Annotated in this window: 15 protein-coding genes; 14 read left to right on the top strand and 1 reads right to left on the bottom strand. The window is 56.2% G+C overall.

Features of this window, described 5'->3' with window-relative positions; genetic code table 11:
* The 5 genes from M0974_RS29190 to M0974_RS29170 form a co-directional block, all read left to right on the top strand.
* Nucleotides 1-830: hypothetical protein (locus M0974_RS29190; protein WP_297845237.1), on the top strand; the 830-nt coding region annotated here is incomplete at its 5' end.
* Nucleotides 831-940: 110 nt separating this feature from the next.
* Nucleotides 941-1432 (top strand): hypothetical protein, encoded by a 492-nt coding sequence (locus tag M0974_RS29185; protein ID WP_297845234.1) that lies wholly within the window; start codon nucleotides 941-943, stop codon nucleotides 1430-1432.
* A 165-nt stretch (nucleotides 1433-1597) separates the two neighbouring features.
* Nucleotides 1598-2083: a hypothetical protein gene (locus M0974_RS29180; protein WP_297845232.1), complete on the top strand. Its 486-nt coding sequence runs from the start codon at nucleotides 1598-1600 to the stop codon at nucleotides 2081-2083.
* Nucleotides 2084-2158: 75 nt separating this feature from the next.
* On the top strand, nucleotides 2159-2665 hold the full coding sequence (locus tag M0974_RS29175; protein ID WP_297845230.1) for an Hcp family type VI secretion system effector: 507 nt from the start codon (nucleotides 2159-2161) through the stop codon (nucleotides 2663-2665).
* Nucleotides 2662-3144: a hypothetical protein gene (locus M0974_RS29170; RefSeq protein ID WP_297845229.1), complete on the top strand. Its 483-nt coding sequence runs from the start codon at nucleotides 2662-2664 to the stop codon at nucleotides 3142-3144. The genes M0974_RS29175 and M0974_RS29170 overlap by 4 nt, the downstream gene beginning before the upstream one ends.
* A gap of 171 nt (nucleotides 3145-3315) precedes the next feature.
* Here M0974_RS29170 and M0974_RS29165 read toward each other — a convergent pair whose 3' ends face one another.
* On the bottom strand, nucleotides 3316-4221 hold the full coding sequence (locus tag M0974_RS29165; protein ID WP_297845227.1) for a MurR/RpiR family transcriptional regulator: 906 nt from the start codon (nucleotides 4219-4221) through the stop codon (nucleotides 3316-3318).
* Nucleotides 4222-4504: 283 nt separating this feature from the next.
* Between M0974_RS29165 and iolC the strand changes: the two genes are divergently transcribed.
* The 9 genes from iolC (at nucleotide 4505) to M0974_RS29120 (ending at nucleotide 16052) form a co-directional block, all read left to right on the top strand.
* Nucleotides 4505-6460 (top strand): 5-dehydro-2-deoxygluconokinase, encoded by a 1956-nt coding sequence (iolC, locus tag M0974_RS29160; RefSeq protein WP_297845225.1) that lies wholly within the window; start codon nucleotides 4505-4507, stop codon nucleotides 6458-6460.
* 56 nt (nucleotides 6461-6516) lie between these two features.
* Nucleotides 6517-7434 (top strand): myo-inosose-2 dehydratase, encoded by a 918-nt coding sequence (iolE, locus tag M0974_RS29155; RefSeq protein WP_297845223.1) that lies wholly within the window; start codon nucleotides 6517-6519, stop codon nucleotides 7432-7434.
* Between the two features lie 2 nt (nucleotides 7435-7436).
* On the top strand, nucleotides 7437-8246 hold the full coding sequence (gene iolB / locus M0974_RS29150; RefSeq protein WP_297845220.1) for a 5-deoxy-glucuronate isomerase: 810 nt from the start codon (nucleotides 7437-7439) through the stop codon (nucleotides 8244-8246).
* Between the two features lie 25 nt (nucleotides 8247-8271).
* Nucleotides 8272-9789 (top strand): CoA-acylating methylmalonate-semialdehyde dehydrogenase, encoded by a 1518-nt coding sequence (locus tag M0974_RS29145; protein WP_297845216.1) that lies wholly within the window; start codon nucleotides 8272-8274, stop codon nucleotides 9787-9789.
* A gap of 50 nt (nucleotides 9790-9839) precedes the next feature.
* A complete protein-coding gene (locus M0974_RS29140) occupies nucleotides 9840-10652 on the top strand; it encodes a TIM barrel protein (RefSeq protein WP_297845212.1) in 813 nt (270 codons plus the stop codon).
* Between the two features lie 133 nt (nucleotides 10653-10785).
* Complete coding sequence (gene iolD / locus M0974_RS29135) at nucleotides 10786-12723, top strand: 3D-(3,5/4)-trihydroxycyclohexane-1,2-dione acylhydrolase (decyclizing) (protein WP_297845211.1); 1938 nt, start codon at nucleotides 10786-10788, stop codon at nucleotides 12721-12723.
* A 37-nt stretch (nucleotides 12724-12760) separates the two neighbouring features.
* Nucleotides 12761-13771, top strand: coding sequence for a Gfo/Idh/MocA family oxidoreductase (locus M0974_RS29130; RefSeq protein ID WP_297845208.1), 1011 nt, complete (start codon nucleotides 12761-12763; stop codon nucleotides 13769-13771).
* 160 nt (nucleotides 13772-13931) lie between these two features.
* A complete protein-coding gene (locus tag M0974_RS29125) occupies nucleotides 13932-14792 on the top strand; it encodes a sugar phosphate isomerase/epimerase family protein (protein WP_297845205.1) in 861 nt (286 codons plus the stop codon).
* 240 nt (nucleotides 14793-15032) lie between these two features.
* Nucleotides 15033-16052 (top strand): Gfo/Idh/MocA family oxidoreductase, encoded by a 1020-nt coding sequence (locus M0974_RS29120; RefSeq protein WP_297845202.1) that lies wholly within the window; start codon nucleotides 15033-15035, stop codon nucleotides 16050-16052.
* Nucleotides 16053-16274: the final 222 nt, after the last annotated feature.

Raw genomic sequence — 16274 nt, 5'->3', positions numbered from 1 at the left:
GGTGCGGGTTGTTGCATGCGGCCAATACGAATGAGGTTATTCAGGCTGAGCTAGACGCCGGGCGGCGTATGACCGACTCCTATTCGAGGTCGAATCCCGGTTCCACGGGAGCCTATGCCCCCAAGTATATGGATCTGCGGGCCCATCAGGATTACCAAAGCGCCCGTGACAATAATCCTGTTCCTTTAAGCGGCGTTGGTTTGGGCGGCTTGATGCAGCAACAGTTCCAACACGTCTACGAAATGATGGCGCTGGGTAACACCACCTTGTTTCTGGACATCTTCCCGCTGCATGCGTTTTACAAAAAACGCGGGCTCAATGAACTAAGGACCTGTCTTAAAGAGCGTGCGGGTATTTACGGTCATCCGAAGTTTCCGGTGTTGTGGCTGGTGGAGCAGAAAAGGCTCGAGTTCGGTGGCGAGTATCACCAAATTCTGGAGGCCTTCAAGGCGATAGATAAAGGGGATATTGCCGAGAGCGTGAGGCAATTGGCGGAGCATGAACAGGGCAATATCCTGCAACCGACTATCTACAAAGACCAACAGCTTAAACTGCTACTGCGCGGTAATCATGCGTCCTTTGTGACCGGTTTTCCTTCGGGTGTGGCCCAATCCATTGAACTGACCCTGGCGAGCCAATGCCAGCCAGTCGAGGATGGACGCACCCTCGAATTCAGCAGCAACCCGTTTGCAGACTTGTCAGATTACAAGCAGCGCATCGCGTTCGTGCTGCGCGCTGCAGAACGTTTCGACGAGATGCTGGGCGACGGGAATCGTCCTCTATTGGAACAGTCGATCAAGGATATCGCCGAAGGGGCGGGTGTCCGATGAAGCGGCGATACTGGTTCTGTCTCGTACTTCTGACGGTATGGGCGGCATTCGTCGCGCGGTCGTGGTACGAGCGGGAGATCGCCCTGACGATAGGTGGAACCTACGAGGACATGCGAAAGCTTTCGTCGGCCCGCCTTACTTCACCTTATCCCGGTGGGGGAGCATGGCCGGCCGTGCCAGAGTCCGACGTGCAATTACGATTCACCGACCTGCAATATGGATTTATCACGCCAAAGACAAAGAGCACTAACCTTTTAGTTGGATTCAAGGGCAATATTATTGACGGTCTGACTATATCTCCGCAACTCGAACCCTTGCTGCTCGATGATGCATTGAAGGTTGTCTTGGATCTTCAGGATCAATGGCGTCGGGGCGGTTGGATGGATAAAAAACAGAAAAATTTTCCACCCTTTGCCGATACGCCCCAATGGCGTGCTCAGTTGCGGGATGTCAACAAGGGTGGCACAACTTATTGGTATGCCGGCGATAAGTATCAGGCCACGTTAACAATGAATCGCTTTAAGGACCGCAAACGCCCCGAAGAAGAACGCTACAAAATCATCCTGAGTCTTTCCACGCCTTGGACACCTGTCGATGAATAGTCCTCTGCTGGAACAGTCGATCAAGGATATCGCCGAATGGGCGGGTGTCCGATGAAGCGGCGATACTGGTTCTGTCTCGCACTTCTGACGGTATGGGCAGCATTCGTCGCGCGGTCGTGGTACGAGCGGGATATCGCTTTGGTGATAGGTGGAACCTACGAGGAGATGCTCAAGGCTTCGTCAGCCCGCTTTAGTTCACCTTATCTCGATGGGGGAATATGGTGGGGCGGGCCAGAGTCCGACGTACAATTACGATTCACCGACCCGCAATATGGATTTATCACGCCAAAGAGCGCTGACGTTTTTGTTGGATTCAAGGGCAACATTATTCGGGGCCTGCAGATGTCTCCGCAGATCGAGCCTTTGTTGCTTGATGATGCGTTGAAGGTTGTCTTGGATCTTCAGGACCAATGGCGTCGGGGCGGTTGGATCGATAAAAAACAGAAAAATTTTCCACCCTTTGCCGATACACCCCAATGGCGTGCTCAGTTGCGGGATGAGAACAAGGGTAGCAAAACTTATTGGTATGCTGGTGACAAGTATCAGGCCATGTTAACAATGAATCGCACTGAGGACAGTAAGCGTCCCGAAGATGAGCGCTATAAGATCAGCATCGAAGTTGCCACGCCTTGGACACCTGTCGATGAATAGTCGCCATTGGGCCAACCTGATTACACCTAAACTAACTCTATTTAAAACACCCACACCAAACCAAGGAATACCCCCATGCCAATACCGTCCTACTTGACCCTCATCGGCGAAAAACAAAAATTGATTACCCAAGGCTGCTCAACGTTAGAGTCAATAGGTAACAACTACCAACTCGGTCGAGAAGATCAAATTCTAGTGGAGTCGTTTCACCAGCATTGTTATCGACCCAAGGGTGCGCAAGCCGGTGGTCGCGTTCATGGACCCGTCACCATCACCAAGGCGTTCGATAAGGCTACACCCTTAATATTTGAAGCGTGGCGCACGGGCGAAACACTTAGCCTGTGTAAGTTGGATTGGTATCGAATTTCACCCCGTGGCTTTCAAGAGCACTTTTACACCATGGTATTTAAAGACGCCGTCATTACCGACATTCATATATCAATGCCAAATTGGCGGGACCCTGCATTTGCTCATGTCACCCAATTGGAAGCGGTTACTTTTGCCTATCGCACCATCGCCTTGACTCATGAAAACTGCGGAACGATGGGCTCCGACAACTGGAACGACGGGTCGTTGGCATGAGGCTGGTGCACTGTCGCAAACTCAAAATGGGAGATGAAAAATATGTTTACCCTCCCGCTGAAGCAATAGCGCTGATCAAAAGTGCTGTAGCCAGGTACCAGAAAATTGAAGGCCTGGCCGAGTTGCGGCGCGGGTTGATGATCAATCTCGATCATATGGTCTGGCAACAGATCGAGCGCGGCGAGTGGTTGCTGATCAAACCTGAGGCTCGCTCTTTTGACTGGAAGGATTTTGAGCCGGAAGCTCGCCACCGAAGAATGCTGGCGGCAATGGAGAATCCACCGCCTCAAATAACCCCCGCTAAATTGATATTTCGTCTGTTTGATAGTGAAACAGCAGAATTTATTTTTAGCCGAAAATATTTCGGCAAATTTGATGGAGAATCAGGCGAACGACGGGTCGATGCTCAAGGGTTTGGTACTTTCCCGGTGATATCGAAAAAAGCGAGCCTTTCAGTGCGGTTAGGAGGCCGCTATTAGTGGCGTGACAACCCTGTGCCGTTTTCGACGTTACGGGGCCAGCCATCCTTGATGCCGCAGTTGGAGCAGCGGTTCACAACCGAAAGACGCGCATCTGCTTTCGCAAAAGCCCGCCCCCAAACGCAAGTCTCGCGGTGTAGGCAGGCAAAACGCCAGAATCTCTAGGCGCGCTCAATCATCAAATCCGACCTGCTCGTGAATTTGATCAACCTTCAGCTCCAATCGATACGCTACAGCGATGAACAACGCCTGGCACAAACACAGCGTCGCGCTGAGCGAGCGGAAGGCGAACGAGCTGCCTTCGTTGACCAACAACACCGCATTGGCGCGCTTTGCCAGTGGTGAGAGGTTGCTGTCAGTGATGATCAGGGTCTTGGCTTGATTGTGCTGGGCGATCCGCAGGCAGTGTTGAGTCTCTTTGCCGTACGGGGTGAAGCTGATGGCGATCACCAGATCGTTGGCCCGCACGCTGCGCATTTGCTCGCGGTAGCTGCCACCCAGGCCGGAGATCAGGTGAATGCGCTTATTGGTGTGTTGCAGGTTATACACCAGGTAATCAGCCACCGCGAAAGAACGGCGCACGCCGACCACGTAGATGTTATCGGCATTGATCACCAGGTCTACGGCCTTGTCGAACGACACGTCGTCGAGTTCGGCGCCCAGCCGTTCAAGCCCCGACAGCGTTGCATTCACGCACTCACGAGCCAAGTCGCCGCCACTGGCTTTTTGTGATTTGTTGGCGATCAGGTTGCGAATGCGCTGCTGATAATTCTGCGCCGGCGTGGTTTTGTGGGTATAGGCCTCGCGAAACAGCGCCTGCATTTCACTGAAACCGCTGAAGCCGAAACGTTGTGAGAATCGCACGATAGCCGATGGATGAACCTCGCACTCACGGGCAATGTCGCTGATCCGGTCGACCATGATCCGGTCGCTTTGCTGGCTCATGTACGTGGCGATACGTTTGAGTTGGCGTGGCAGGCTCTCGTATTCGGTCGAAATCAGCTTGAGCAGATTTTCGGCATTCATGGGGGGCGTGTCGGCGTTGTTTTCAGTCAACGCCTGCTGGTCTGTAGTCATACGACTAATCCTTCTGGCTTGTTCTTATAAGGCTCGGTCGAACGGCAGAAGCGCCGGTGCCCCTGACAATAGACGGTCCAGTTTACAGCGCTTGGGATTTATATCCTCGACTGTTTGTGACCATGTGCCACTACCTTAGTGGAGATTGGAAAAAATATTCTACTTGAAAAATATATAGAATATTTATTGATTGACGCCACAAGACGTTCTAATCTTCATTCACCAAGAGCGATTGCGCACGTTCGGAGCGCAACGCAGGCTGATAAAAATAACAGGAGCCAGCATGGTTCAGACACGTTTTGCCTCTGGGCGCCCGTTGGATCTGATCTGCCTAGGACGCCTCGGCGTTGATCTTTATGCGCAGCAGGTCGGTGCCCGCCTTGAAGACGTTACCAGTTTCGCCAAGTACCTCGGCGGCTCGTCAGCGAACATCGCCTTCGGTACCGCACGCCTGGGGCTCAAATCAGCGATGCTCAGCCGGGTGGGTGACGACCACATGGGCCGCTTTCTCGTTGAGTCCCTCGCACGGGAAGGCTGCGATACCCGCGGCATAAAAATTGATCCCGAACGCCTTACCGCTATGGTGCTGTTGGGACTCAAAGACCGTGAAACCTTCCCATTAGTGTTCTACCGCGAGAATTGCGCCGACATGGCTTTGCGCGCCGACGATATTAGCGAAGACTACATCGCTTCCAGCAAAGCCTTGCTAATCACTGGTACGCACTTTTCAACCGACCAAGTGTTCAAGGCCAGCAGCCAAGCGCTGGACTACGCCGAAAAACACAACGTCAAACGCATCCTTGATATCGACTATCGCCCCGTACTGTGGGGCTTGGCGAGCAAGGCCGATGGCGCTACCCGCTTTGTCGCCGATGAAAAAGTCAGCCAGCACGTACAGCGCATTCTGCCGCGCTTCGACCTTATCGTGGGCACCGAAGAAGAGTTTCTGATTGCGGGCGGTGGCACCGATTTACTCAGTGCGTTGCGCAAAGTGCGTGAGCTGAGCGCCGCCACTCTGGTGGTCAAACTCGGCCCGCAAGGCTGCACAGTGATTCACGGTGCGATTCCGCAGCACCTGGAAGATGGCGCAATTCATCCCGGTGTGCGCGTTGAAGTATTGAATGTGCTGGGCGCTGGCGACGCCTTCATGTCGGGCTTCCTCAGTGGCTGGCTCAACGACGACAGCGACCCAAGCGATGCCGGCGACGCACGCAATTGTCAGCTGGCTAACGCTTGCGGCGGTTTAGTGGTGTCGCGACATGCTTGCGCTCCCGCCATGCCGACTCCGGCAGAGCTCGATTATCTATTCAACAGCCCAGTGCCGATTACCCGACCGGATCAAGACCTCGTGCTGCAACGCCTGCATCAGGTCAGTGTGCCGCGCAAGCAATGGAAGCAGCTGTTTATTTTTGCCTTCGACCACCGTGGGCAGTTGGTGGAGCTGGCGCAACAGGCTGGCCGCGATCTGGACAGCATCAGTCAGCTCAAACAGTTGTTCATTAAAGCAGTAGAGCGGGTTGAAGTGGATTTGCAGCAGCGCGGTATCGAAGCCAATGTCGGGCTGCTGGCGGATCAGCGCTTTGGACAAGACTCGCTGAACAGCGCCACCGGCCGTGGTTGGTGGGTTGCCCGCCCGGTAGAAGTGCAGGGCTCGCGACCGCTGGCGTTTGAACATGGCCGTTCCATCGGCAGCAACTTGCTGGCCTGGCCCAAGGAACAGATCATTAAATGCCTGGTGCAATTTCACCCCGATGATGAGCCGCTGCTGCGGTTGGAGCAGGAAGCCCAACTCCTGGGGTTGTACCGCGCCGCGCAAACCAGCGGGCACGAATTGCTGCTGGAGGTGATTCCGCCAAAAGATCATCCATCGACTTATCCCGACGTGCTCTATCGCGCTTTGAAGCGCCTGTACAACCTTGGGATTTTCCCCGATTGGTGGAAGATCGAAGCACAGACCGCCGAGGTCTGGCAGCAGCTCGATGAGTTGATTAAAGAGCGCGACCCGTATTGCCGAGGCGTTGTGTTGCTGGGCCTGAACGCACCCGTTGATGCACTGGCCGAAGGCTTCAAGCAAGCCAGCCGCAGCAGCAGTTGCCGAGGGTTTGCCGTGGGCAGGACGATATTCCAGGAGCCAAGCAGGGCCTGGATGGCCGGTGAAATAGATGATGAGACGCTGATCAGTCAGGTGCAAAGAACCTTCATGTTCTTGATTGAGTCTTGGCGTGAGGCGCGAGCCTGACGCCATCACTGGTGAGTGAACGTTGTCAGTCGAAAAAAAACAATACAGGTGCATCCATGCCCACTTCGAACACCCAGTCAGCGATCCGGATCGGCATCAATCCGATTTCCTGGAGCAACGATGATCTGCCGGCCCTTGGCGGTGAAACGCCTTTGAGCACTGCCTTGAGCGAAGGCAAAGAGATTGGTTACGAAGGCTTCGAACTCAACGGCAAGTTTCCCAAAGACGCGAAAGGCGTAGGTGACGTCTTGCGCCCCTACGACCTGGCGCTGGTTTCAGGTTGGTATTCCAGCCGTCTGGCCCGGCGCTCGGTAGCTGAGGAAATCGAGTCGATTGCCGCCCATGTGCAGTTGCTCGCGGAAAATGGCGCCACGGTACTGGTTTACGGCGAAGTGGCTGACTCCATTCAGGGGCAGCGTATTCCCTTGGTCGAAAGGCCGCGCTTTTACAGCGATCTGGCCTGGCAGGAATACGCGGACAAACTCACGCAATTGGCGCGTTTCACTTTGTCCAAGGGCGTACGTCTGGCTTATCACCACCATATGGGTGCTTACGTTGAATCACCCCAGGACATCGATAAGTTGATGGCCCTGACCGGCAGTGAAGTCGGGCTGTTATTCGATTCGGGCCATTGCTACATGGGCGGTGGCGAGCCGTTGCAGGTGCTGAAGAAGCACATTGACCGGATCTGTCATGTGCATTTCAAAGACGTGCGCAAACCGGTGGTGCAACTGGCGCGCAATAACCTGTGGAGTTTCCCTGATTGCATCATCAACGGCACCTTCACGGTGCCCGGCGATGGCGATATTGATTTTTCTGCGTTGCTCGACGTGCTGCTGGCGGCCCATTACCAAGGCTGGCTGGTGGTCGAAGCCGAGCAAGATCCAGCGGTTGCGCCCAGTTATGTCTACGCCAAAAAAGGCTATGAGACCCTGCGCAATCTGCTCGTCGATGCCCAGCACAGGAGCGCTTGATCATGAACCTGTTAGTTAAAAGTAAGGCTGAAGGCCGCAATGTCGTGGCCCTTGCAGACGGTGTGTTGGAGTACGTTGGTTTCGCCGCTTACCGCTTGAGCGTGGGTGAAAGTTTGCCGGTCAGTTCCGGCGATAAAGAACTGTGCCTGGTGCTGCTCAGCGGCCGGGTCGATGTCACCGGTGAGGCACCGGGCCAGGCAGCGTTCAAGTGGGAGAATATTGGCGATCGGCACTCGGTGTTTGAAGACAAATCACCGTTTGCCGTGTACTTGCCGCCCCACAGTCAGGCTCAGGTCACGGCGTTAAGCGCAGTGCAAATTGCTGTATGCGCGGCCCCCGGCGATGTGGGCAAGCAACTGCCAGCACGGTTGATTCGCCCTGAAAGCATGAAGCGCAGCAGCCGTGGCAAGGCGGCGAATACTCGCTATGTGTGCGACATCCTGCCAGATACCGAGCCTGCGCATTCGCTGTTGGTGGTGGAAGTGCGCACGCCCTCCGGGCATTCGTCCAGCTACCCACCGCACAAACACGATCAAGACGATTTACCCCACGAAAGCTTTCTTGAAGAAACCTATTACCATCAGGTCAACCCGCCGCAGGGCTACGTGTTTCAGCGGGTGTACACCGACGACCGCAGCATTGATCAAGCCATGGCCGTGGAAAATAACGATTTGGTGACCGTGCCCAAGGGCTATCACCCGGTGAGTGTGCCGTATGGCTACGAGTCGTATTATTTGAACGTGATGGCCGGCCCGAAACGCGCCTGGCAATTCCATAACGATCCACAGCACAGTTGGTTGTTGGATCTTTAATCCGTATTTGAAGAGGAACAGTGGCATGAGCAACGCTCCGATTATTGGTCATTACATCGACGGCCGGGTGGTTGCCGATTCGGCACACAGCGACGCCAGCGAGCGCTACAGCAACGTATTCAACCCGGCCACTGGTCGGGTCCAGGCGCGGGTTGCGCTGGCCAGCGTGAAAACCGTAGACGAGGCCGTGGCCTCGGCACTGACGGCATTTCCGGCCTGGGCTGATCAATCCTCTTTGCGCCGCGCGCGGGTGATGTTCAAGTTCAAAGAGCTGTTGGATCAGCACCACGATGAACTCGCCGAAATAATCAGCCGCGAACACGGCAAGGTGTTCTCCGACGCCAAGGGTGAAGTCACCCGCGGCATTGAAATCGTCGAATTTGCCTGTGGCGCGCCGAGCCTGCTGAAAACCGATTACAGCGACAACATCGGCGGCGGCATCGACAACTGGAACCTGCGCCAACCCCTAGGCGTTTGCGCTGGCGTCACACCGTTCAACTTTCCGGTGATGGTGCCGCTGTGGATGATTCCCATGGCGTTGGTGACGGGTAATACCTTCATTCTCAAGCCTTCCGAACGCGATCCATCGGCCAGCCTGTTGATGGCGCGGCTGCTCACTGAAGCCGGGCTACCCGACGGCGTGTTCAACGTGGTCCAAGGCGACAAAGCGGCCGTGGATGCCTTGTTGCAGCATCCGGACATCGAAGCGATTTCCTTCGTTGGCTCGACGCCGATTGCCGAATATATCTACCAACAGGGCACGTCACGTGGCAAACGCGTGCAAGCCTTGGGTGGCGCGAAGAACCACATGATCGTCATGCCCGATGCCGACCTTGACCAGGCCGCCGACGCGTTGATCGGCGCCGCCTACGGTTCGGCTGGCGAGCGCTGCATGGCGATTTCCATCGCGGTTGCGGTGGGTGATGTGGGCGACAAACTCATCGAAAAACTGCTGCCACGTATTGACCAGCTCAAAGTCGGCAATGGCATGCAGGGTGACATCGACATGGGGCCACTGGTGACGGGCGAGCACAAGGCCAAAGTCCTGGGCTTCATCGATCAAGGCGTGGAGCAGGGCGCTGAGTTGATCGTCGACGGTCGCGGCTTCAGCGTGCCCGGTGCTGAGGAGGGCTTCTTCGTCGGCGCCACGCTGTTTGATAACGTCACCCCTGACATGACTATCTATAAGCAGGAAATCTTCGGCCCGGTGCTAGGCATTGTGCGGGTGCCGGATTTCGCCAGCGCCGTGGCATTGATCAACGCTCATGAGTTCGGTAATGGCGTGTCGTGCTTCACCAGCGACGGCGGCATTGCCCGGGCGTTTGCGCGCACGATCAAGGTCGGCATGGTCGGCATCAACGTACCGATTCCGGTGCCTATGGCCTGGCATTCGTTCGGCGGCTGGAAGCGCTCGTTGTTCGGCGATCACCACGCCTATGGCGAAGAAGGCATGCGTTTTTACAGCCGCTACAAAAGTGTGATGCAGCGCTGGCCCGACAGCATCGTCAAGGGTCCGGAATTTGGTATGCCCACTGCTAAATAACGTTTTGTCTAAATAACCTTCGTCCGCAGACCTTCAGGAGAATAAAAATAATGAGTCATCCCCTGCGTTTCGCCTTGAATCGTATGGTTGCCCCGCGGTTGTCATTGCCAGATTTCATCGATCTGGCCGTGACCTTGAAAGCCGATGCCATTGAGATTCGTAACGACCTCAAGGGCATTGAAATTGAAGACGGCACGGCGCCTGAAACAGTCCGTGAACTGTGCGCGGCGCAGGGTATTCGGGTGTTGTCGATTAACGCGCTGTACCCCTTCGATGTCTGGGACGACGAGCGCCGTGCTCAGGCGTTGAAGATGGCCGCCTATGCCCGCGACTGCGGCGCCGAGGCTTTGGTGATGTGCCCGTTCAACGGCCCCACAGATCCGCGCAACGCCAGCGAGCGCGCGGCGGGCTTGCGTACCGCGCTGACTGAACTGGCGCCGATTTTGCGCGAGTACGGAATTCTCGGCTTCATTGAGCCGCTGGGTTTCGAACAGTGTTCTTTGCGGCGTAAACGTCAGGCGGTGGATGCGATCAAGGCCACCGGCGGCCTGGATGTGTTTCGTGTGGTGCATGACACCTTTCACCACCATCTGGCGGAGGAAAAAGAGTTCTTCGCTGACCTCACAGGGTTGGTGCACATCTCGGGTGTCGAAGATGGCGACGTGCCACTGGCGAATATTCGTGACGGCCACCGGGTACTGGTGGGGGAGGCCGATATTCTCGGCAACGCCGCGCAGATCGATCGGTTGCTGAGCAATGGTTATGAAGGGCATTTGTCCTTCGAACCGTTCGCTGACAGCGTGCATGAACTGGCTGATATCAAGCAGGCGGTCTCGGCCAGCATGGCTTATTTGCAGCGTTGAATGTGCTGGCCTCTTCGCAGGCAAGCCTGCTCCCACAGAGTCCCGTGCAGGATACACATTTTGTAAATGTATACAGCTCCTGTGGGAGCAGGCTTGCCTGCGAAGGCGGCCTACCAGATATAAGGATCCCAACATGAAAACAACAAGATTGACCATGGCCCAGGCGCTGGTGAAATTTCTCGATAACCAGTACGTGGAAGTCGATGGGGTTGAAAGCAAATTCGTTGCCGGGATTTTCACTATTTTCGGTCACGGCAACGTGCTGGGTATCGGCCAGGCCCTGGAGCAAGACAGCGGTCAGTTAGTCGTTCATCAGGGCCGCAACGAACAAGGCATGTGCCACGCTGCCATTGGTTTTGCCAAACAACACCTGCGGCGCAAAATATACGCCTGCTCTTCCTCCGTCGGGCCGGGCGCCGCGAACATGCTCACTGCGGCGGCCACCGCCACCGCTAACCGTATTCCGCTGTTGCTGCTGCCTGGCGACGTCTATGCCAGCCGCCAACCCGACCCGGTGCTGCAACAGATCGAGCAGTTTCATGACTTGAGCATCAGCACCAACGATGCATTTAAAGCCGTGAGCAAATACTGGGACCGCATCAACCGCCCTGAGCAGTTGATGAGTGCCGCCATCAATGCCATGCGTGTGCTCACCGATCCAGCCGAAACCGGCGCCGTGACCTTGGCCCTGCCGCAAGACGTACAAGCTGAAGCCTACGATTACCCCGACAGCTTCCTGCAAAAACGTGTGCACCGCATTGATCGCCGTCCCGCCAGCGAAGCCATGCTCAACGACGCATTGGTGTTGCTCAAGGGCAAGCGTAAACCGCTGCTGGTGTGCGGCGGCGGGGTACGTTACTCCGGCGCGGCACAGGCTTTACAAGCGTTTGCCGAACGCTTCGATATTCCGTTTGCGGAAACCCAGGCCGGCAAAAGCGCCATCGTTTCAGCCCACCCGCTGAACATGGGTGGGCTGGGTGAAACCGGTTCGTTGGCCGCTAACCTGCTGGCCAAGGAAGCAGACCTGATCATCGGCGTTGGCACTCGCTACAGCGACTTCACCACTGCCTCGAAATGGCTGTTCCAGAACCCCGACGTGCAATTCCTCAACCTCAACATCAGTGCCTTCGACGCGCAAAAACTCGACGGCGTGCAAGTGCTGGCCGATGCCCAATTCGCACTGTTGGCGTTGACCCAGGCGTTAGCAGACAGCGGTTACCGTTCCGCGTGGGGCGATCAACCGCGACAGGCGCGGGCGCAACTGGACGCCGAAGTGGACCGGATCTATGCGGTCGAATACCAAAGTAGCGACTTTGTTCCTGAAATCAACGACCACCTCGATCCGGCGGTACTGCGCGAATTCATCGAGATGACCGGATCATGCCTGACCCAAAGCCGGGTGCTCGGCGTGCTCAATCAGAGCCTGCCAAAGGATGCCGTGATTGTTGCCGCAGCCGGCAGTTTACCGGGTGATTTGCAGCGCGCCTGGCGCAGCACCGGCGTCAACACCTACCACGTTGAGTACGGCTTTTCCTGCATGGGTTACGAGGTCAATGCTGCGTTGGGGGTCAAGCTCGCCGAGCCCCAGCGTGAAGTCTATGCACTGGTCGGCGACGGCTCTTACATGATGCTGCATTCGGAGCTGGCGACGTCGATTCAGGAGCGACGCAAGATCAATGTTGTGCTGCTCGACAACATGACCTTCGGTTGCATCAACAACCTGCAAATGGAACACGGCATGGACAGCTTCGGCACCGAGTTCCGCTTCCGTAACCCGGAAACCGGCAAGCTCGACGGCGATTTTGTTCCCGTGGACTTCGCCATGAGCGCTGCGGCGTATGGCTGCAAAACCTACAAGGTGAAGACCGTTGCGGAGCTGGAAGCGGCGTTGATCGACGCGCAACAACAGACCGTTTCGACCCTGATCGATATCAAGGTTTTACCCAAGACCATGATTCACAAATACCTGTCGTGGTGGCGAGTCGGTGTCGCTGAAGTTTCAACCAAAGGCACCACCGCCCAGGTGTTCGAAAAGCTCAATAAAGAATTGGCGAAAGCCCGCAAATACTGATGACTCACTCCACAACAATGACAATGGGAGCAGTGAAATGGCGTTGAAATTAGGCGTAATAGGCACCGGCGCAATTGGCCAGGATCACATTCGGCGGTTGAGCAAGACGTTGTTGGGCAGTGAGGTTGTGGCCTTGACCGACATCAACCTTGAGCAAGCGGCCAAGGTTGCCCGCGACTTGGGCCTGACCGCCGAGGTCTACTCCGACGGCCACGCACTGATCGCCGCGCCGAATGTGGAAGCCGTGTTAGTAACGTCTTGGGGGCCGACCCACGAAGAGTTCGTGCTGGCAGCGATCGCCGCTGGCAAACCAGTGTTCTGCGAGAAGCCGCTGGCGGTGACTGCTGAAGGTTGCAGACGGATCGTCGACGCTGAAATCGCGTATGGCAAGCGTCTGGTTCAAGTCGGTTTCATGCGCCCGTATGACGAAGGCTATCGCGCGCTTAAAGTGGTCATCGACAGCGGGCAAATCGGTGAACCCTTGATGCTCCACTGCGCGCACCGCAACCCGACCGTGGGTGAGAATTACAAAACTGACATGGCAATCACCGACACCTTGATCCACGAGATCGACGTGCTGCGCTGGTTGCTCGACGACGATTACGTCTCGGTGCAGGTGGTGTTCCCGCGCAAATCAGGCAAAGCCTTCGCCCACCTTAAAGACCCGCAAATCGTTTTGCTGGAAACCGCCAAAGGCACGCGCATCGACGTCGAAGTGTTCGTCAATTGCCAGTACGGGTACGACATCCAGTGTGAAGTCGTCGGCGAAACGGGCATTGCGCGTCTGCCTGAGCCTTCACAGGTGCAACTACGCAGCGGCGCCAAACTGTCCAATGCAATCCTGATGGACTGGAAAGACCGCTTCATTGCCGCCTACGACGTGGAACTGCAAGCGTTCATCGACAGCGTACGCACCGGCCAAATCGGCGGCCCCTCGGCGTGGGATGGCTACGCTGCAGCAGTCACTGCTGATGCCTGTATCGAAGCGCAAAAAAGTGGGGCAATCGTCCCGGTAAGCTTGCCGGAGCGGCCTGCGTTCTACGGCTGAAAAAAGCTTCGCGAATGAATTCGCTCTCACCGTGACCGAGTTGTGCCTTTGAGATTTGATGTGAATTGAATCTCAAATTACGGAAAAAGGCCGCGTAAAACCATCAAAACCCAGCACCGAAGTCATAAAAAACAAAGGTATAAAAAGAAGGAGAGTAACTATGCGCATTGCACTGGACCCCTACATGTACCGCCATCTGTCCCTAGGGCAAATGGTCGATAAAGTAGCCGAGCTGGGTTACGAGCACATTGAGTTGTCACCCCGCGAAGACTTCCTGCCCTTCTACAAATACCCACGCGTCGACCGGGCGCGGATCAAAGAATTTCGCAAGGCCCTCAGCGACGCCGGCGTTCAACTGTCCTCACTGCTGCCGCTTTACCACTGGGCCGGCGCCGACGAAGACCTGCGCAAAGCCGCCGTACGCAACTGGAAGCGTGCCATCCAGGTCGCTGTTGAAATGGACTGCCCACTGATCAACACCGAATTTAGCGGCCAAGCCGACAACGCCTTGGTCTGTGAAAACCAGTTCATGAAATCCATGGACGAACTGATGCCGATCTTCGAGCGCGAAGGGGTGAAGCTGGACATTCAAGCGCACCCCTATGACTTCTGCGAACGCAATAACGAGTCAGTGGACATCATCCGCGGCCTGGATGTTGACTGGATCAACTATCTTTATGCCGCGCCGCACACTTTCTTCTACGACGATGGCAAAGGCGACATCGCCACGATGCTCCGCTATGCAGGCGATAAGCTCACCCACTTGATCATCGCTGACACCTATAACCACCGAGCCTCATCGGGCCTGCGCTACATCGTTAATCCACCGGGTGTTACGGCCACGGTGCATCAACATCTGGACATTGGGCAGGGCGATGTGGACTGGCAGGCATTCTTTTCTACCCTTAGAGACATCAAGTTCGATGGCATCGCCACCGTCTCGGTATTCGCCTGGGAAGAGCGCGCAGATGAATCTAGCCGCTTCATGTTGGAACGGGTGCGTGGCGAGCTGATCAGATGAACACGCACTCTGTGGAGAGTTCTGTTTTTGAGGGCAATCCACAGATCCCCTGTAGGAGCGAACTTGTTCGCGAAAGTCGCGCTGCGGTATGTCTGATAAACCGCGTTGTCTGCTTCCCGAACAAGTTCGGTCCCACAGTAAATCTCGGTATGACGCCGGATCTGGGGTAATCCACAAAAAGGTTGGAGCAGCTTGCTTGCTAAGGCCGCAGCACTAAATTCGAATGAGAAGGAGATATAAATGCGTATTGGATTGGTCGGATATGGCAAAGGCGGGCGCTATTTTCATGCGCCGTTGATCGCCAGTTTGCCCGGTGCCAACTTTGTCGGCGTGGTGACGCGTTCCCCGGAACGGCGCCTGGAATTGGCCCAGGACTATCCCAAAGTATTGGCGTTCGATTCGCTGGCGGCGTTGGTTGCCAACGGTGTTGATGCCGTGGTGATCTCAACACCGTTGGCCTCGCGCAGGGCGCTGATCCTCGAAGCCATTGAGTTAGGCGTGGCGGTGGTCAGCGACAAGCCGTTCGCCAACGACGCCGCCCAGGCCCTTGAATTGGTAGAGGCCGCTGAGCGACGCGGCGTGCTGCTTAGCGTCTATCAAAACCGCCGCTGGGATTCGGATTTCCTGACCGTTCGTAAACTGATCGACAACGGCGTGCTGGGTGACATCACCCGCTTTGAATCCCGGGTCGAACGTTTTTCACCTAAATCGGTGGGCAAAGTCAGCGGCGGTGGAATGCTTCGCGATTTAGGCAGTCACTTAGTAGATCAGGCCCTGTTGTTATTCGGCCCTGTGTCGCGGGTGTATGGCGAACTGGATTTCACCACTGCGGACAAACAGCTCGATCACGCCTTTTTTGTCTCGCTGACACACGTCGGTGGCGTGGTTTCGCATCTGTGGGGAAGCTGTTTGCAGAACCATCCTGGCCCTCGTTTCAGGGTCAGCGGCACAGCCGGCTGCTACAGCGTTGAAGGCCTGGATGGCCAAGAAGCATCAACACTGGCCGGCTTGTCGCCAAAAAGCGAAGGCGATAGCTGGGGCGTCGAAGAACACCGGCGCTGGGGCTGGTTCGAACAAGGTGACCAGCGCGAACGCATTCCCTCCGAGCGCGGTTGTTGGAACGAGTACTACCGCCAACTGCAGGACGCCATCGCAGGTAAAGGCAAAAACCCGGTCGAACCGAGGGATGCAGTCGCCTCGGCCGTGGTGCTGGACGCGGCGCGGTTGAGTGCGTTGTCGGGCAAGGTGGTTGAGCTGTAGTCGTGCGCAGTAGTTAGGCTTGGATTCTGTGGGACCGAATTCATTCGGGAAGCTTAAGGCGCGGTCTATCTGATAACCGTGCCTGCCCAGAAGTCGAACGACCTGCCGGCCGCCAAGGCGGTGACGGCATCGTTGGCACCGAAGCAGGGCCCCGCCGGCGTCGATCCGAGGGGCAAGGCGATGTTCGAGGGCAGTTGCGCCAGCTGCCATGGATGGAGTGGC

The organism is Pseudomonas sp. (assembly GCF_026224925.1).
GTDB lineage: Bacteria > Pseudomonadota > Gammaproteobacteria > Pseudomonadales > Pseudomonadaceae > Aquipseudomonas.
The sequence above is the reverse complement of the archived record's forward strand: the minus strand, read 5'-3'. Positions and strand labels throughout refer to the sequence as shown.